The following is a 15,612-nucleotide window of genomic DNA, read 5'->3' as shown; positions in this document are numbered from 1 at the left end:
CCCCTTGTGGCAGGCTCACTCCGCCGGAGAGGTCTTCGCAGGCACGTCCACCGGGCCGCGGTGCGGGACGAGCCGTTCGGTCAGGCGCTGGAAGGCGACGAACAGGACCGGCACGAAGATGATGCCGACCAGCGTCGCCGCGGTCATGCCGCTGAAGACCGTCGTGCCGATCGACCGCCGGCTCGCCGCGCCGGCGCCGGTGGCGACGAGCAGCGGCACCGCCCCCAGGATGAAGGCCAGCGCCGTCATCAGCACCGCGCGGAAGCGCTGGCGGGCGCCCATCACCGCGGAATCGAGGATGGGGTGGCCGGCGGCGCGCTGCTCCCGCGCGAATTCGACGATCAGGATGGCGTTCTTGGCGGCGAGGCCGACCAGCAGGACGAGGCCGATCTGCGCGTAGACGTCGTTGGCGATGCCGGCGACGCTCAGGCCGATGCCCGCCCCCAGCGCCGCGATGGCCACCGACAGCAGAACGGCCAGCGGGATCAGCCAGTTCTCGTACTGCGCCACCAGGAACAGATAGCCGAACATCACCGCCAGCCCGAAGATGATGACCGTCTGGTTGCCGATGCGGCTCTCCTGATAGGACAGGCCGGTCCATTCCGTGGCGTAGCCCGCCGGCAGGGTGCGGCCCGCCACCTCCTGCATCGCCGCCAGAGCCTGTCCGGAGCTGCCGCTGGGGGCCGGGTTGCCGTTGACCGAGGCGGAGAGGAACTGGTCGTAGCGGACGAGGCTGTCGGGGGCGAGCGTGTTGCGGATGGTCACGATGCTGCGCAGCGGCACCATGTCCCCCGACGAACTCCGCACATAGAGCTGGTCGATGGCCGCCACCTCGTCGCGGTGCTCCGCGGCGTCCTGCACCTGGACCTGGAAGACCCGGCCGTAGAGGTTGAAATCGTTGACGTACTGTGAGCCGAGATGGGCCTGCAGCGTGGTGAAGACGTCGCCCGGCGAGACGCCGAGCAGCGCCGCCTTGGTGCGGTCGAGGTCGACGAACAGGTGCGGCACGTCAGGGCTGAAGGTGCTGAAGACCGCCGACAGCCGGGCGTCCTGGTTGGCGGCGACCAGCAGGCCGCGCAGCACCGCGCCCAGCTGCTGCGCGGATTGCCCGCCCAGCGCCTGGACCTGAAGCTGGAAGCCGCCGGTGCTGCCGAGGCCGGGGATGGAGGGCGGGTTGAAGGCGGCGATGGTCGCCTGCGGCACCGCCGCGAGCTGCGGCCGCAGCCGGCCCAGCAGCGCGTCCACCGTCTCGTCGGCCCCCCGTTCCCCCCAGGGCTTCAGCACGGCGATCTGCAGACCGACGTTGGAAGCGGCCCCGCTGAGGATGCTGTAGCCGGCGATGGAGATCACGTGGGCGACACCCGGCGTTGCGCGCAGGCGCTCGTTGACGTCGTTCATCACCGCCTCCGTCCGGCTCAGCGACGCGGCGCTCGGCAACTGAACGTTGACGAAGAAGTACCCCTGGTCCTCCGACGGCAGGAAGGCGGTGGGCAGGCTTCGCAGCAGCAGGACGGCCCCGGCGGTCAGCAGGGCGAAGACGGCGATCCCGATCACCAGCTTGCGCGACAGCCAGCCGACGAGGCCGCCGTAACGGTCGCGCACCCCGTCCAGCCCGCGGTTGAAGGCGGCCAGCGGGCGCCAGGGCGGGGTCGGCGGGCGCAGCAGCAGACCGCACAGCGCCGGGGTCAGCGTCAGCGACACCATGCCGGAAATCAGGAAGGACGTGGTGATGGTGACCGCGAACTGCCGGTAGAGCTGGCCGGTGATGCCCGGCAGGAAGGCCACCGGCACGAACACCGCGGCCAGCACCAGGGTGGAGGCGACGATGGCGCCGGTCACCTGCTCCATGGCGATGCGGCTGGCCGAGGGGGCGGGCTGGTCGGGATGCTCCTCCATCACCCGGCGGACATTCTCGACCACCACGATGGCGTCGTCGACGACCAGCCCGATCGCCAGCACCAGCGCGAACAGGGTGATGGTGTTGGCGCTGTAGCCCAGCACCAGCAGCACCGCGAAGACGCCGATGATCGACACCGGGATCGCCAGGGTCGGGATCAGCGTCGCCCGCCAGTCCTGCAGGAAGACGTAGATGACCACCACCACCAGCAGGAAGGTGATGCCCAGCGTCAGCACGATCTCCTCGATCGTCGCGCTGACGAAGCTGGTGGTGTCGAAGACGACGGCGTAGTCCAGCCCCTCCGGGAAACGGCCGGACAGCCGCTCCAGCTCGGCCCGCACCGCCTTGGCCACGTCCAGCGCGTTGGCGTCCGGCGACTGGTAGACGACCAGGGTCGCCGCCGGGTTGCCGTCCAGCTTGGCGGTGGAACTGTAGCTCTGCGCCCCCAGCTCCACCCGACCGATGTCGCCCAGCCGCACCACGCCGCCGTCCGCGTTGGTGCGCACGATGATGTTGGCGAACTGCTTGGGATCGTCCAACCGGCCGCGGGCGAGGATGGTCAATTGCTGTTGCTGCCCGTCGGGGACGGGTGGAGCGCCGATCTGCCCCGCCGAGGCCTGGAGATTCTGGTTCTGGATCGCCGCGACCACGTCCGCCGCGGTGATGCCCAGCGCCGTCATGCGGTTTGGGTCCATCCAGACGCGCATGGCGTAGGTCAGCGCCCCCATCACCTGCGCGTCGCCGACGCCGGGCACCCGCGCGATGGCGTCGCGCAGATTGATGCTGGCGTAGTTGGAGATGAAGATCGGGTCGAACTGGCCGCCGGGCGAGAAGACGTTGACGGCCATCAGCATGTTCGACGACTGCTTGCGCACCGTGACGCCCTGGCGCGACACCTCCGACGGCAGGGTCGGCGTGGCGAGCGACAGGCGGTTCTGCACGTTGATCTGCGCCAGATCCGGGTCGGTGCCCTGCGCGAAGGTGACCGACAGCGTGTAGGCGCCGGTGTCGGTGCTGGTCGAGGACATGTAGAGCATGCCCTCCACCCCGTTCACCTGCGCCTCGATCGGGGCGGCGACGCTGTCGGCGACGACCTGGGCGTTGGCGCCGGGATAGGTGGCGGAGACCTGCACCGAGGGCGGGGTAATCGGCGGGAACTGCGCCACCGGGATGGCCAGGATGGCCAGCGCCCCCGCGATGGTCACGACCAGCGCGATGACGATGGCGAGGTTCGGGCGCCGGATGAACAGGCCGGAGAACATGGGCGCTTATCCTCGCGGCTGTTCGGCGGTCTGCGGCGCTCGCTCGGGCTGCACGGCCATGCCGGGGCGGACCTTCTGGGCGCCGCCGACGATGACGGTCTCGCCGGCCTGCACGCCCTTGGGCACGGCGATCACCTGGTCGAGCTGCGGTCCGGGCTCGATGGGGCGGCGCTGCGCCCGGTTCTGCTGGTCGAGCACCAGGACGTAGCTGCCCTGCTGGTCCTGCTGGATGGCCGACACGGGGACCACCGGCTGCCGCTCGGTCTGCGCCGGGCGGATCAGAACGGTGACGTACTGGCCGGGCAGCAGGAGCGCCTTCGGGTTCGCGAAATCGGCGTAGACGGGGATCGTCCCGGTCTGCGGGTCGATGCGGTTGCTGGCGAAGGACACCTTGCCCGTCTGCCCGTACTCGGAGCCGTCGGCCAGCCGCAGGGCCGGCACGAAGCGGTTCACCGCGTCGGCGGAGGCGAGGTCGGGGTCGGCGCGCCGAACCTCCAGAAGGTCGCGGTCGCTGACCGAGAAGACGACCCGGATGGGATCGAGCTGGACGACGGTGGCGAGCGGGCCGCTGGATGGGCTAACGAGGTCGCCCACCGTCATCGCGGTGGCGCCGATCCGCCCCTCGATGGGCGAGGTGATCCGCGTGTAGCCGAGGTTCAGCTCCGCCTGCCGCAGCTTGGCCTGCGTCTGCATGATGTCGGCTTCCGCGGTCTCCTGCCCCGCCTGGGCCTGATCGACGTCGGCCTGCGAAATATTGCCGCGGGTCCGCAGTTCCTGCGCGCGCTGGAAGGCGCGCTGGGCCTCGCGCAGGGTCGCCTGGGCGCGGGCGAGGTCGGCCTTGGCGCTGTCCACGGCGGCTTGGTAGGGGGCCGGCTCGATGACGTAGAGCAGGGTGTCCTTGGTGACGTTCCGCCCTTCCTGGAAGGCCACCTGCTCGATGAAGCCCTCGACACGGGCACGGGCCTCGAAGTCCTGGATCGCCTGGACGCGGCCGATGAATTCGCTGGTCGGGGTGACCTCGCGGTCGCGCACCACCTCGGTCGTGACCGTGGGAGGCGGCGCGTTCGCCGGCTGCTGGGCCAGGACCCCACCCGACAAGAGCAGGGCGGGCAGGCACGAGGCGACGAGGCTGTGGCGAAGGCGCAGCATCGAGAGGACTCCCGGTCAGCCGTGCCCTGGTAAACACGGGCCGGTGCCAATCGGGTACAGCGATGCCGGTGAATAATTGGGGTGATGCCGGGGCCTTTGGCGAAAGGCGCCGGGGGCACCGCTCCATCGTCGCGACAGGCGCGGGAACGGATGCTGGAAACGCATGGGGACCGCCCCACGAAGGGCGGTCCCCATGCCGTCAAACAGACTGTCGAACGCGTCGGCCGGTCAGCGCGGGGCGATGACCATGACCATCATGCGCCCTTCCATCCGGGGCATCTGCTCAACCTTGGCGATGTCCTCGAACTGGTCGCGCACGCGGATCAGCACGTTCATTCCGATGTCCTGGTGCGCCATTTCGCGCCCGCGGAACCGCATGGTCATCTTGACCTTGTCGCCCTCTTCGAGGAAGCGCCGCGCCGCCCGCATCTTCACGTCATAGTCGTGATCATCGATGTTCGGCCGGAGCTTCAGCTCCTTGATCTCGATGATCTTCTGCTTCTTGCGCGCCTCGTTGGCCTTCTTCTGCTCCTCGAACCGGAACCGGCCGTAGTCGAGGATCTTGCAGACAGGCGGCTCCGCCTGGGGGGCCACCTCAACGAGGTCGAGTTCAGCCTCGACCGCAGCGTCGAAGGCGTCGCGCAGCGAGACCACGCCGATCATCTCACCATTGGCACCGACGAGGCGAACCGTGCGTGCCGTGATTTCCCGATTGATGCGCGGGCCTTCGCGGACCGGGTCCGCATCGTAGAGTTTAGCTATGTCCTGTCTCCAACGGTCTGTCCGGCGAGGAACCGGAATGGGTGCTGACGGCCCTGACGCCGTCCCTCAAATTAAGGCATCTGTGGCCACGGTCAATAGCCCTCGCGCAGCAAACGCTTGCGCAGCAGCTTTCGCCGCCGCCGGACCAATTCCGCCGCCTGCCGTGCCCGGCGCTCCGAGGGCTTCTCGTAACGCCGATGCAGCTTCATCTCACGAAAAAGCCCTTCGCGCTGCATTTTTCTTTTCAGGACGCGCAAAGCGCCCCCGACATCGTTGTCGCGAACCTGGACGAGCATAGGGTGGCTGTCCTCCCAACCGCTTGTGTGGAAAAGGTTTTTCGACGAAATCGCTGCTCAGCCCAAGGTGTCGAGAACGATCTTGCGGATCTCGCGCGGCGTCAGGCGGGGCCAGCCCGGCGCCCACGCCGGCTCGACCACGGGAACGGGTCGTTGATGCTGGGGCTGGGCGGCCTGGACCGTCCCGGTCGAAGGAAGCTTGATGGTCATGCGAATCCCCTTGCCGGCAAGGACGAAGCCCGCCGGCCTTTGTTGTTTTGTGTTGAAATCCGGGGTGTGCCGCGCTCAAAGCGCACGCAGCCCCTCGGTCGACACCTTGTCCTGCCCGTCATCGGGAAGGCATCAAATACACTTTGGGAAAAAGCGGCCCAGAGCGGATGGCCGGGGCTGCAGACAACGAACCCCTGAGCAATCTTGATCTGTCCCAGATGGGAGGGTCCGCCGGCTTTTACAAGCGAAGACTGAGCGGTAACGTCCGGATTTCCAAAAATGATTTGGGCACACACCCGACGCCGGGATCACATCAGGCGTGAACGGCGACGGGACGATTCGCGTCGGCGGTGAACGGAACGCTGACGGTGGCCGTGCAACCCGACCGGGCCTCGAAGGTTATGGTGCCGCCGACCTGCCGGACCAGCGCGTCGACCAGCGTCGTGCCGATTCCCCCCTTGGGCGGCATGTCCGGGCAGCCGATGCCGTCGTCGGCCACCGTCATGGTCAGACGGTCGCCCGCTTGCCGCAGCCGGACCGTCACCGTCCCGCGGTTCCCCTCCGGAAAGGCGTGCTTCAGCGCGTTGACGACGAGTTCGTTGGCGATCAGGCCGAGCGGTGTGGCGAGTTCGATGGAGCAGGACACGTCGTCCGTGTCGGGGTGGATGGTGATCGCCTCGTTCGGGAGAAGCTCCTGAAGCGCATCGCAGAGCTGGCGCAGGTGCGTTCCGAAATCAACGTTCATCAGGTCGCCGGAGGTGTAGAGCTGCTCGTGCAGGCGCCCCATCGAGGTGACGCGCCCCGCCAGCGCCTCGATGCGGCCCCGCGACAGGTCTCCCTTGGGCAGACGGCGCATCTCCACCATCATCAGGCCATAGATCACCTGCAGGTTGTTCTTCACGCGGTGATGGACCTCGCGAAGCAGCACCGTCTTCTCGGCGACGGTGCCGCGCAGCCGCCGGTCCGCCTCCTGCAGGTCGCTCACGTAGGTGTGCAGCGCCCCGGACAGCGTGGCGGCCTCCGTGTAGCGGCCGGCCAGCGGCAGGACGGGCATCGCGCCGTCCGGCCCAGCGGCTTCGACCGCCCTGGACATGGCGCGCAGGGGCGCCGACAGCCACGTCGCCAGGACATGGCCGACGAGGACCGCCAGCAGGCTGGCGGCGATTCCCCAGGCGATCACCCGGTTCCGCAGCTCAGCGACCGGCGCCATCGCCTGATCGACCGGCTGGCGGAGCACGACGCTCCAGCCCAGCCCGGGATAATCCCGGTAGCCCTTCGTCCGCGCCACGCTCGTCAGGAAGCGGCGCCCGTCCGGCCAGGATTCGACCCACGCGCGCCGCCCCGGCGCCGACGCGAAGGCCAGCGGCTTGCCCACCAGGGGTTTGGGTCCGAGAATCACCGTGCCGTCGGCGGAGAGTATCATCGCCTCGACCTCGGCGTCCTCGGAAATCTGGCCGAGCACGGAGCGTTCGACCTCCGACGCCCAATCCCAGCTCAGATGGGCGGCGACGACGCCGGTCAGCGCCCCCTGCTCGTCGCGCACCGGCGCCGCCAGATCGACGAAACGCGGAACCTCCATCCGGTTGGCGTAGAGAAGCTTGCCCAGAACCACCGCGTCGTGCACATCGCCGACATAGGGCCGGTCGAACCCCTGCTTCCACCATCCGCGCGCGCTCACGTCCATGCCTTCATAGACACGGCCCGTCGCCGCCTCCAGAAGGCCGGTCGGCCGGATGAAGCCGATCCAGGCATAGTCCGGATAGCTGTCCTGAAGCTTCTGGAGGACGGCGCGCCGCGAATCGCGGGAAGCGTCGGTCGCACGGATGGTTTCGAGGCTCGTCACGACGAGAAGATCGCGGTAGCGCTCGAACATGCCGCGGTCGAGCTTGTCGGCGACCTGCCCGGCGTAGAGGTGCAGCTGCTCACCGATCACGCGCTGGAGCCGCTCCCCGGCTTCGACCTGCAGAATCGCGGCGGTGCCGGCCGTGAAGGCCAGCCCGACACCCCCCAGGCACGCGATCAGCATCGTCCTCAGGCCGATTTTCAAGGTCGCGGGTCTTCCTTTGGTGAAGGCTTCGCCCGGCGCCACCATGCCGGTTCCCAGCAGGAAGAATGCACACATCCCCGCGGAACGAACAAGGGCTAGAAGCCCCCCGAAATGGCCGGGGAAACAACCATAGCCCGTTCAGCTTTGTTTTTCATCGCGTCGCCGGTTACAATCGTACCTGGAGCTGGACCACATCGTCCCGCACCCAGGACTGTGTTTTCTCTGTACGGTGAGCCGCCATGACCGAACCCCGCCACATCCTGCTGGTCGACGATGAAGCCATCGCGATCATGGCGCTGGAGCATGGCCTGATGGACGAAGGGTTCCGGGTCACCACGGCCTTCAATGGCCAGGAGGCCCTGAGGCTCTGGCAGGATGAGTCCTTCGACGCCCTGGTCACCGACCTCAGGATGCCGGTGATGGCCGGCGACGAACTGATCCGCAACCTGCGGAGCGAGGAGCCCGGCCTGCCGGTGGTGGTGGTCAGCGGCTACGCCACCGGTGAGATTTCCGAAAAGCTGAAGGTGAGCTTTACGGACCCCATCGCGATCATGCCCAAGCCGGTGCGCGTCGAGGAGATTTCGGACGCGCTGAAGCGGATGCTGGCGATCGCCCCCGGCGCCTGACCCCGGCGCGTCACGGCACAACCGAGGACCATGGACACCGTCACCCAAATGCTTCTCGGGGCCACGGTCGCGCAGGCCGGCTTCCGCCGCCGGCTGGGCCGCCGCGCGCTGGCCGTCGGCGCGGGCATCGCCCTGATCCCCGACCTCGACGTCGCCGCCGGCTGGATCGGCGGCCCCTTCGCCAACTGGGTCCATCACCGCGGCCTGACCCATTCGATCCTGTTCGGCCCGGTCGCCGGCCTGCTGCTCGGCTGGCTGGTCTGGCGCTGGCAGCGCCGGCGCCATGGTCCGGACAGCCCGTCGGGCGACGGCGAGGCGCGGCGCGCCTGGATCTGGCTGGCCATTCTGGCGCTGATGACCCACCCGGTGATCGACGTCTTCACGTCCTACGGCACGCAGTGGCTCTATCCGCTCACCACCACGCGCTTCGCGATCAACGCGATGCCGATCATCGACCCGATCTACAGCCTGATCTTGGTATTCTCGCTGGTGGCCGGCGTCGCGCTCCGCAAGCGGGCGGCCCTGGCGCAGGACATCGCGGGCGCGGCGCTGATCCTCGTGACGGCCTACACGCTCGGCGGCTGGGCCATCAACGACCGCGTCGAGGCGATCGCCAAGGCACAGGTCGGCGTGACCACGGAGGTGACGGCCTACCCGACCCTGTTCCAGCCGGTGCTGCGCCGGGTGGTGGCCGAAACGCCGGACGCGGTGCTGGTCGGCTTCCACTCCGTGCTGAGCGACGGGGAAATCCAGTGGGAGCGGTTCGAACGGCACCGCTCGCCGGCCATCGCGGCGGTCGCGGCGACTCCGGAGGCCGAGGTCTTCCGCTGGTTCTCGATGGACAATCTGATCTGGCGCCAACAGCCGCTGGATGCCGAGCGCACGCTGGTCCAGGCGCTCGACCACCGCTACGGCATGCCCGGCGTCTCGGCGCTGGGCTTCTGGGGCATTCGGGCGGTCGTCGATCCGGCGGGGAGGCTGGTGGGTCCGGTGGAGACCTTCCAGACCCCCCGTGACGCCTCCCGTGCGGCGTGGCAGGACCTGTGGGTGCGCATCGTCGGCACGGGTCCGGCGGACCGGACGGTTCGCGCCGACTGATCCCACGGCCCCCTTATCCGGCGAGCGCCACCCCGAGGTGCCGCTCCATGAGGGCGTGGTCGTCCCGCAGAGCGGCCGCCGCCCCCTCATGCACCACCTGCCCGCGTTCGAGGATCACCGCGCTCTGCGCGAAGTCCAGGGCGCGGTCCACCTGCTGCTCCACCAGGATCAGGGTGACGGTCAGCTGCGCCAGCGCCTGCATCAGCTGGTCGCAAATCACCGGAGCCAAGCCCTCCAGCGGCTCATCCAGCAGCAGCACCGTTGGCCGGCCGAGCAGCGCGCGGGCGACTGACAGCATCTGCTGCTCGCCGCCGGAGAGCGCGCCCCCGCCGTTGCCCCGCCGTTCCTTCAGGCGGGGGAACAGCGCGTAGGCCTCCTCCAGGGCGGAGCGCGGCCGGCCCTTCAGCCCGGTGACCAGATTCTCCTCCACCGTCAGCGAGCGGAAGATGTCGCGGGTCTGCGGCACATAGCCCAGCCCGGCCGCCGCCCGTGCGGAGGAGTTAAGGCCGGTCAGTTCGACGCCGTCCAGCCGGATGCTGCCGGCGTGCCGTGTCGTCTGCCCGACCAGGGTGGCCAGCGTCGTCGTCTTGCCCATGCCGTTGCGGCCCAGCAGGGCCAGCCGTCCGCCCGCCGGCACGGTGAAGGAGAGGTCTTCGACGATGCGGGTCTCGCCGTAGCCGGCGGTCAGGCCGGTGATCTCCAGCGTTCCTTCAGTGCGGCGCATTGGCCCGGCTCCCCAGATAAACCTCGCGGACGCGCGGATCGGTGGTGATCTCCTGCGCCGTGCCGCTGCACAGCAGGCGGCCCTGCGCCAGCACGACGATGCGCTTGGCGAAGCGGAAGACCAGATCCATGTCGTGCTCGATCATCAGCACGGCCAGATCGGCCGGCAGGCGGTCCAGCGCGTCGAGGATGCGGTGGCTTTCCGAATGCGGCACGCCGGCCGCCGGCTCGTCGAGGATCAGGAGTTTCGGTTTCAACGCGAGCGCCAGCGCGATCTCCAGAAGACGCTGCTGCCCGTAGGCCAGCGCTCCGACGGCGGTGTCCGCCACCGGGACCAGCCCCATGCCGTCGAGCAGGCCAGCCACCTCGTCGGCCAGACCCGGCGTGCGCCTGACCGAGGCGAAGAGGCGGAAGGTCTTCCGCTCGCGCTCCAGAACGGCCAGCTCCAGATGCTCGCGCACCGTCATCGACCGGAACAGCCGCGCCACCTGGAAGGAGCGGATCAGCCCGAGGCGCACCCGTGCCTGGGCCGACAGGCGGGTGACGTCCTGCCCGGCCAGCCGGATGGTGCCGGAACTGGGCGCCAGCACGCCAGTCACCAGATTGACGAAGGTCGTCTTGCCCGCCCCGTTCGGCCCGATCAGCGCGCAGCGCTCGCCCGGATGGAGCGCCAGCGTGATGTCGGCCGACACCTGCAAGCCGTCGAAGTTCTTGCTCAGCCCCTGGACGTCGAGAAGCGCGGTCATGCCCGGTTCCCCTTGATGAGACGGTCGGCGAGCGAGGCGATCCCCCCCGGCAGGAACAGCACCGTGCCCATCAGGAACAGGCCGATGAACAGCATCCAGTGGAAGGGATCGATCGCGGCCATCACGTGATGGATCGTCATGAAGGCCACCGTGCCGATGACGGCACCGACGAGCCGCCCGGCGCCGCCGAGCACCAGCATGACCAGCGCCTCCGCCGACCAGGAGAAGCTGACGCTGTCCAGCCCGACGATGCCGCTGGTCACCGCGGTCAGCGCCCCGGCCACCCCGGCGAACACCCCGGCGACGGCGTAGAGCGTGACCAGATAGCGGCGCGGCGAACCGCCCAGCGCGGCGACGCGCAGCGGGTCCTCCTTGACGCCCCGGCAGGCCAGCCCGAAGGGCGAGCGGACGATGCGCCGCGCCACCAGGAAGCCGACCAGAAGCACCGCCAGCGCGAACAGGTAGGAGGTGCGCCCGAACATGTCGAAGCGGAACAGGCCGAACAGCGGGCTGGGCTCGATGCCCGACAGGCCGTCGCTGCCCCCGGTGAGATCGCGCGCCTTATTGACAACCTCCTGGACGATCTGCACCACGGCGATGGTCAGCATCAGCAACGTCAGGCCGCGCGCGTGCAGGATCAGCGCGCCGGTGACCAGGGCGACCAGACCGCCGGCCAGACCGCCGACGGCGAGCAGGACGAGCGGGTCGCTCACCAGATGCACGGCGGCGATGCCGGCGGCGTAGGCCCCGGTGCCGAACATCGCCGCGTGCCCCAGCGTGGCGATGCCGCCGAAGCCGAGCACGAGGTCGAGCGACAGGACGTAGAGCGCCGTCGCGGCGATCCGCGTCATCAGGCCGAGGTCGTTGGGAAACAGCCAGAAGGCGGCCAGCCCGGCGGCGGCGAGCAGCGGAACCGCGGCCCCGCCGAGCGCCCGGCGGAACCAGGGCTCGCGCGCCGCGACCGGCGGAGACGGATCGATGGCCACCGCGCCCGTGTGACGTCCGCTCATCAGGCCGCCCTCCCCTGGAAGAAGCCGTGCGGCCAGCGGAACAGGATCAGGATCAGCGCGGCGTAGAAGAAGAACTCGCCGAAGCTGGGAATCAGGTATTTGCCCGCGGTGTCGACGATGCCGAGCGCCAGGGCGGCGGCGGCCGAGCCGAGGATGTTGCCCGCCCCGCCGACGGCGACCACCGCCAGGAACAGGACGATGTAGCGGATGGCGTAATAGGGCTCCAACGGCAGCAGCTCCGCCCCCAGCACACCGCCCAGCGCCGCCAGCCCGGTGCCGAGAGCGAAGGTCGCGGTGTAGAGGCGCTCCGTCCGGATGCCCAGCGCCGCGGCCATGTTCGGGTCGTCCACGGCGGCGCGCAGCTTGATGCCGAAATCGGTGCGCTCCAGCAGCCACCACAGCCCCAGCACGGTCGCCGCCCCCATGGCGATGACGAAGGCGCGGTGCACCGGGATCGACTTCGGCCCGATCGCCACGGTGCCGAGCAGCGCGTCCGGCAGCGGGATGCGCTTCAGCGTGGGGCCGAACAGGTAGTTGATCCCGGCGACGATGACGAAGGTCAGGCCGATGGTCAGCAGCACCTGGGCCAGCTCGTTGGCGGAGCCGTAGATGCGCCGGTACAGCAGCTTCTCCAGCGGCAGCGTGGCGAGCACGGTGAACAGGATCGCCGCCACCAGTCCCACGGCGTAGGGCAGGCCCAGCCCCTGCGCGGCGTAGGAGGCAACGTAGCCGGCGACCATGGCGAAGGCGCCGTGCGCGAGGTTGACCACGCGCATCAGGCCGAGCGTGACCGACAGGCCGACCGAGATGATGAACAGGATCATCCCGTAGGCGACCCCATCCACCACGATGCCGAAAAGCGTTTCCATCAGGAACTCCAGCGCGGACGGGCCCCTCCCCTTGGAGGAAGGGGCCGTCGATGGACCTTACTTGCCGGCCTTGAAGCCGTAGTCGGGCTGGTCGGGGAAGCCGGCGACCTCGGTGTTCTGCAATTTGCCGTCCTTGCGCTCGGTCACGCGCAGGTAGATGGTCTGGGTGACGTGGCGGGACTCGGGGTCGATCCGCACCGGCCCGCGCGGGCTTTCCCAGGCCATGCCCTTGACCGCCGCCACCGCCTTCGCCCCGTCGCTCTTGCCGCCCGTCGCCTCGACCATGCGGTAGATGACGTGCGCGCCGTCATAGGCGCCGACCGAGGTGAAGGTGACGATGTCGGACGAGCCGAACAGCTCCTTGTGCTTGGCGAGGAACTGACGGTTCAGGTCGGACTCGTGGGCCTGGCTGTAGTTGAAGGTCGTGGTGATGCCGACCGCCGCGTCGCCGAGCACCGGCAGGTCCGGTTCCTGCGTGATGTCGCCGGGGCCGAAGAACTTGATCCCCGCGGCCTTCAGGCCGGTGTCGCTGAAGGCACGGGCGAAGCCCAGCGTCGTCGGGCCGGCGGGCAGGAAGGCGTAGATGGCCTCCGCCCCGGAATCCTTGATGCGCTGCATGAAGGGGGCGAAGTCGGTGGACTTCAGCGGCATGCGGATGCTGTCGACCACCTTGCCGCCGGCCTTCTCGAAGGTCTGCTTGAAGGCGGTCTCCCCGTCGATGCCGGGGCCGTAGTCGCTGACCGCGGTGGCCACCTTGCGGATGCCCTGCTTGGCGACATGCTCGGCCAGCGGCACGGTGTTCTGCCACAGGGTGAAGGAGGTGCGGACGTAGCGCGGCGACTTCTCGGTGATGGCGGAGGTCGCGGCGTTGAAGATCACGCAGGGGATGTTCGCCTCGTCGATCAGCGGGGCGACGGCCAGCGCGTCCGGCGTGAAGAAGAAGCCGGCGAGATAGCCGACCTTCTCCTTGACCACCAGCTCCTGGGCCAGGGCCTTGCTCTGCGCCGGGTTGGCCTGGTCGAGGTCCTTGTAGACGAACTCCACCGTGTTGCCGGCGACCGTCTTGCCATGCTGGGCCTGATAGACCTCGATGGCCTGCTTGAAGGTCTGGCCGACCGTGGCGAAGGGGCCGGAGAACGGCGCGATCACCCCGACCTTGATCGTGTCGGCCCAGGCCGAACCGGCGCCGCCATCAACCGCGAGGGCGCACAGGAAGGCCGTGCCCAGCAGGGCCTTGCGAAATGTTCCGGACATGTTTCCTCCTCGTTTTGAAAGCCCCCGTGCTTTTTCGTCGTTGATTGGGGGGCATTGCTTCGGGGCGTCTTGGCGTTCGCCGGGGCCGGACGCGCAGGCCGCCGATACCGTCACCACAGCAGGGATATCAGTGATCGCAGCGCTGCGCTCATTCGTTGGATGAAGGCCCCATTCGTTTTTTGAATAACGTCCGGGGCGGTATTGCAATGCAGCATGGCCATCTAAACCGGAGATCGGGGTTGCCGGGCCGCCAATCCCATGGTTGGCCTATAGTAAAACTCAATGCCCCAGGGCTTCGACGGTCCGGCCTGTGCCGCTCGACCGGTCCTCGGGATGGACGAACTGCTTGACCAGCAGGGCCAGAGCGGCGACCAGACCCGGAACGGCGACGATGGCGAAGATGCTGGTGAAGTCGAGCTGTTGGCGGGCCAGCTCGGCCACCAGGAACGAGCCGCCGATCCCGCCGAAGCGGCCCAGCCCCAGCATCCACGCCACGCCGGTGGCCCGCCCGTGGGTCGGGTAGAAGCTGGCGGCCAGCGACGGCAGCGAGGTCTGGGCGGTGTTCATGATGGTGCCCGCCGCGAAGACCGTGACCACCAGCAGCCCGACGTTCCCGGCCACCTGCCCGATGGCGTAGACGGCGCCGTAGGTCAGCACGAAGCCGAAGGCGATGATCCGGTTGGCGTTGAAGCGGTCCATCAGCCAGCCCGACAGCACGGCCCCGACGCCGCCCAGCGGGAACAGCGCGGCGATCAGCGCGGCGTCGCGCGGCGCCAGCCCGGCGTCCTTGAACAGGATCGGCATCCAGTTGATCAGCGCGTAGAAGATCACCAGCCCCATGAAGTAGGCGACCCACAGCATCACCGAGCCAACCAGATAGCCGCGGGACAGCACGACCGCGATGCCGTTCCGCGTCTTGGTCGCCGGGGCCTTCTCGGTCATCACGAAGCTGGCCGCCCCGGCCGCCGTCTCGGAAATGCGGCGCAGCACGGCGCGGATGCGCTCCACCGGGTGGTTGTGGGCGACCATGTAGCGGACCGATTCCGGCAGCAGGACCAGCAGCGCCGCCGCCAGGACCAGCGGCGCGATCCCGCCCAGCACCAGCACGCTGCGCCAGCCCCACAGCGGGATCATCCAGGCGGCGAGGAAGCCGCCGAAGGCCGCGCCGAGCGGAAAGCCGCAGAACATGGCGTTGGTGACCATGGCGCGCCGCCCCTCGGGGCAATATTCGCTCATCAGCGTGACGGCGTTGGGCATCGCCGCCCCCAGCCCGAGCCCGGTGACGAAGCGCAGCATGACGAGCTGGTCCAGGTTGCCCGAGAAGGCGGAGGCCAGACAGGCGGTGCCGATGACCAGCACCGAGCCGATCAGGATCGCCTTCCGGCCGAAGCGGTCGGCCAGGGGCCCGGCGGACAGGGCGCCGAAGGCCAGCCCGAACAGCGCCGCGCTCAGCACCGGCGCCAGCGCCGGCCGCGCGATGCCCCATTCCGTCGTCAGCGACGGGGCGATGTAGCCGATGGCCGCCGTGTCGAAGCCGTCCAGCAGGACGATGAAGAAGCACAGCGCGAACACCAGCCACTGGTATCGCGAAAAGGGGTGCTCGTTGAGAAAGGCTTGGACGTCGACGCTGCGCGCGGTTGGCATGGGTTTCCTCCTCGGGGGG

Annotated in this window: 14 protein-coding genes; 2 read left to right on the top strand and 12 right to left on the bottom strand. The window is 69.0% G+C overall.

Annotated elements, in window-relative coordinates; genetic code table 11:
* Positions 1 to 15: 15 nt before the first annotated feature.
* The 6 genes from ACWPN5_RS30925 to ACWPN5_RS30900 all read right to left on the bottom strand — a co-directional run bounded on the left by ACWPN5_RS30925 (position 16) and on the right by ACWPN5_RS30900 (position 7,623).
* The gene (locus tag ACWPN5_RS30925) at positions 16 to 3,159 is read right to left on the bottom strand and encodes an efflux RND transporter permease subunit (RefSeq protein WP_492299391.1); all 3,144 of its coding nucleotides are present in this window, start codon (positions 3,157 to 3,159) and stop codon (positions 16 to 18) included.
* Between the two features lie 6 nt (positions 3,160 to 3,165).
* On the bottom strand, positions 3,166 to 4,308 hold the full coding sequence (locus ACWPN5_RS30920) for an efflux RND transporter periplasmic adaptor subunit (RefSeq protein WP_492299389.1): 1,143 nt from the start codon (positions 4,306 to 4,308) through the stop codon (positions 3,166 to 3,168).
* 228 nt (positions 4,309 to 4,536) lie between these two features.
* The gene (gene infC, locus ACWPN5_RS30915; protein WP_145675403.1) at positions 4,537 to 5,070 is read right to left on the bottom strand and encodes a translation initiation factor IF-3; all 534 of its coding nucleotides are present in this window, start codon (positions 5,068 to 5,070) and stop codon (positions 4,537 to 4,539) included.
* Positions 5,071 to 5,162: 92 nt separating this feature from the next.
* Complete coding sequence (rpsU, locus tag ACWPN5_RS30910; RefSeq protein WP_492299387.1) at positions 5,163 to 5,366, bottom strand: 30S ribosomal protein S21; 204 nt, start codon at positions 5,364 to 5,366, stop codon at positions 5,163 to 5,165.
* Between the two features lie 57 nt (positions 5,367 to 5,423).
* The gene (locus ACWPN5_RS30905) at positions 5,424 to 5,576 is read right to left on the bottom strand and encodes a hypothetical protein (protein WP_186464827.1); all 153 of its coding nucleotides are present in this window, start codon (positions 5,574 to 5,576) and stop codon (positions 5,424 to 5,426) included.
* Positions 5,577 to 5,889: 313 nt separating this feature from the next.
* Entirely contained in the window at positions 5,890 to 7,623 is a 1,734-nt protein-coding gene (locus tag ACWPN5_RS30900) for a sensor histidine kinase (RefSeq protein WP_492299385.1), read from the bottom strand.
* Positions 7,624 to 7,862: 239 nt separating this feature from the next.
* On the opposite strand from ACWPN5_RS30900, the gene ACWPN5_RS30895 reads away from it, so the two are divergent.
* Together ACWPN5_RS30895 and ACWPN5_RS30890 are read left to right on the top strand one after the other, a co-directional pair.
* Positions 7,863 to 8,249 (top strand): response regulator, encoded by a 387-nt coding sequence (locus tag ACWPN5_RS30895; RefSeq protein WP_492299383.1) that lies wholly within the window; start codon positions 7,863 to 7,865, stop codon positions 8,247 to 8,249.
* 30 nt (positions 8,250 to 8,279) lie between these two features.
* Positions 8,280 to 9,347 (top strand): metal-dependent hydrolase, encoded by a 1,068-nt coding sequence (locus ACWPN5_RS30890; RefSeq protein WP_492299381.1) that lies wholly within the window; start codon positions 8,280 to 8,282, stop codon positions 9,345 to 9,347.
* 13 nt (positions 9,348 to 9,360) lie between these two features.
* Here the strand turns inward: ACWPN5_RS30890 and ACWPN5_RS30885 are convergent, their stop codons facing one another.
* The 6 genes from ACWPN5_RS30885 to ACWPN5_RS30860 form a co-directional block, all read right to left on the bottom strand.
* Complete coding sequence (locus ACWPN5_RS30885; RefSeq protein WP_492299379.1) at positions 9,361 to 10,071, bottom strand: ABC transporter ATP-binding protein; 711 nt, start codon at positions 10,069 to 10,071, stop codon at positions 9,361 to 9,363.
* The gene (locus tag ACWPN5_RS30880) at positions 10,058 to 10,816 is read right to left on the bottom strand and encodes an ABC transporter ATP-binding protein (RefSeq protein WP_145683846.1); all 759 of its coding nucleotides are present in this window, start codon (positions 10,814 to 10,816) and stop codon (positions 10,058 to 10,060) included. Before ACWPN5_RS30880 ends, ACWPN5_RS30885 begins: the two co-directional genes overlap by 14 nt.
* Positions 10,813 to 11,826 carry a branched-chain amino acid ABC transporter permease gene (locus ACWPN5_RS30875; protein WP_492299377.1) on the bottom strand — a complete coding sequence of 338 codons (1,014 nt, stop codon included), beginning with the start codon at positions 11,824 to 11,826 and terminating at the stop codon, positions 10,813 to 10,815. The genes ACWPN5_RS30880 and ACWPN5_RS30875 overlap by 4 nt, the downstream gene beginning before the upstream one ends.
* Positions 11,826 to 12,695, bottom strand: a complete 870-nt coding sequence (locus ACWPN5_RS30870; protein WP_014198978.1) for a branched-chain amino acid ABC transporter permease — start codon at positions 12,693 to 12,695, stop codon at positions 11,826 to 11,828. The genes ACWPN5_RS30875 and ACWPN5_RS30870 overlap by 1 nt, the downstream gene beginning before the upstream one ends.
* Before the next feature lie 57 nt (positions 12,696 to 12,752).
* On the bottom strand, positions 12,753 to 13,949 hold the full coding sequence (locus ACWPN5_RS30865; RefSeq protein WP_492299375.1) for an ABC transporter substrate-binding protein: 1,197 nt from the start codon (positions 13,947 to 13,949) through the stop codon (positions 12,753 to 12,755).
* Positions 13,950 to 14,228: 279 nt separating this feature from the next.
* Positions 14,229 to 15,593 (bottom strand): MFS transporter, encoded by a 1,365-nt coding sequence (locus ACWPN5_RS30860; RefSeq protein ID WP_492299373.1) that lies wholly within the window; start codon positions 15,591 to 15,593, stop codon positions 14,229 to 14,231.
* Positions 15,594 to 15,612: the final 19 nt, after the last annotated feature.

This window comes from Azospirillum sp. UENF 211521 (assembly GCF_058780535.1).
This window is presented reverse-complemented; position numbering and strand designations above follow the sequence as displayed.

Excerpts from the sequence above, each read along its gene's own strand:
- ACWPN5_RS30870 (WP_014198978.1), bottom strand. The coding sequence starts at position 12,695 with ATGGAAACGCTTTTCGGCATCGTGGTGGATGGGGTCGCCTACGGGATG.
- ACWPN5_RS30925 (WP_492299391.1), bottom strand. The coding sequence starts at position 3,159 with ATGTTCTCCGGCCTGTTCATCCGGCGCCCGAACCTCGCCATCGTCATC.
- ACWPN5_RS30860 (WP_492299373.1), bottom strand. The coding sequence starts at position 15,593 with ATGCCAACCGCGCGCAGCGTCGACGTCCAAGCCTTTCTCAACGAGCAC.
- ACWPN5_RS30875 (WP_492299377.1), bottom strand. The coding sequence starts at position 11,826 with ATGAGCGGACGTCACACGGGCGCGGTGGCCATCGATCCGTCTCCGCCG.
- ACWPN5_RS30865 (WP_492299375.1), bottom strand. The coding sequence starts at position 13,949 with ATGTCCGGAACATTTCGCAAGGCCCTGCTGGGCACGGCCTTCCTGTGC.
- ACWPN5_RS30920 (WP_492299389.1), bottom strand. The coding sequence starts at position 4,308 with ATGCTGCGCCTTCGCCACAGCCTCGTCGCCTCGTGCCTGCCCGCCCTG.
- ACWPN5_RS30905 (WP_186464827.1), bottom strand. The coding sequence starts at position 5,576 with ATGACCATCAAGCTTCCTTCGACCGGGACGGTCCAGGCCGCCCAGCCC.
- ACWPN5_RS30880 (WP_145683846.1), bottom strand. The coding sequence starts at position 10,816 with ATGACCGCGCTTCTCGACGTCCAGGGGCTGAGCAAGAACTTCGACGGC.
- ACWPN5_RS30895 (WP_492299383.1), top strand. The coding sequence starts at position 7,863 with ATGACCGAACCCCGCCACATCCTGCTGGTCGACGATGAAGCCATCGCG.
- ACWPN5_RS30885 (WP_492299379.1), bottom strand. The coding sequence starts at position 10,071 with ATGCGCCGCACTGAAGGAACGCTGGAGATCACCGGCCTGACCGCCGGC.
- rpsU (WP_492299387.1), bottom strand. The coding sequence starts at position 5,366 with ATGCTCGTCCAGGTTCGCGACAACGATGTCGGGGGCGCTTTGCGCGTC.
- ACWPN5_RS30890 (WP_492299381.1), top strand. The coding sequence starts at position 8,280 with ATGGACACCGTCACCCAAATGCTTCTCGGGGCCACGGTCGCGCAGGCC.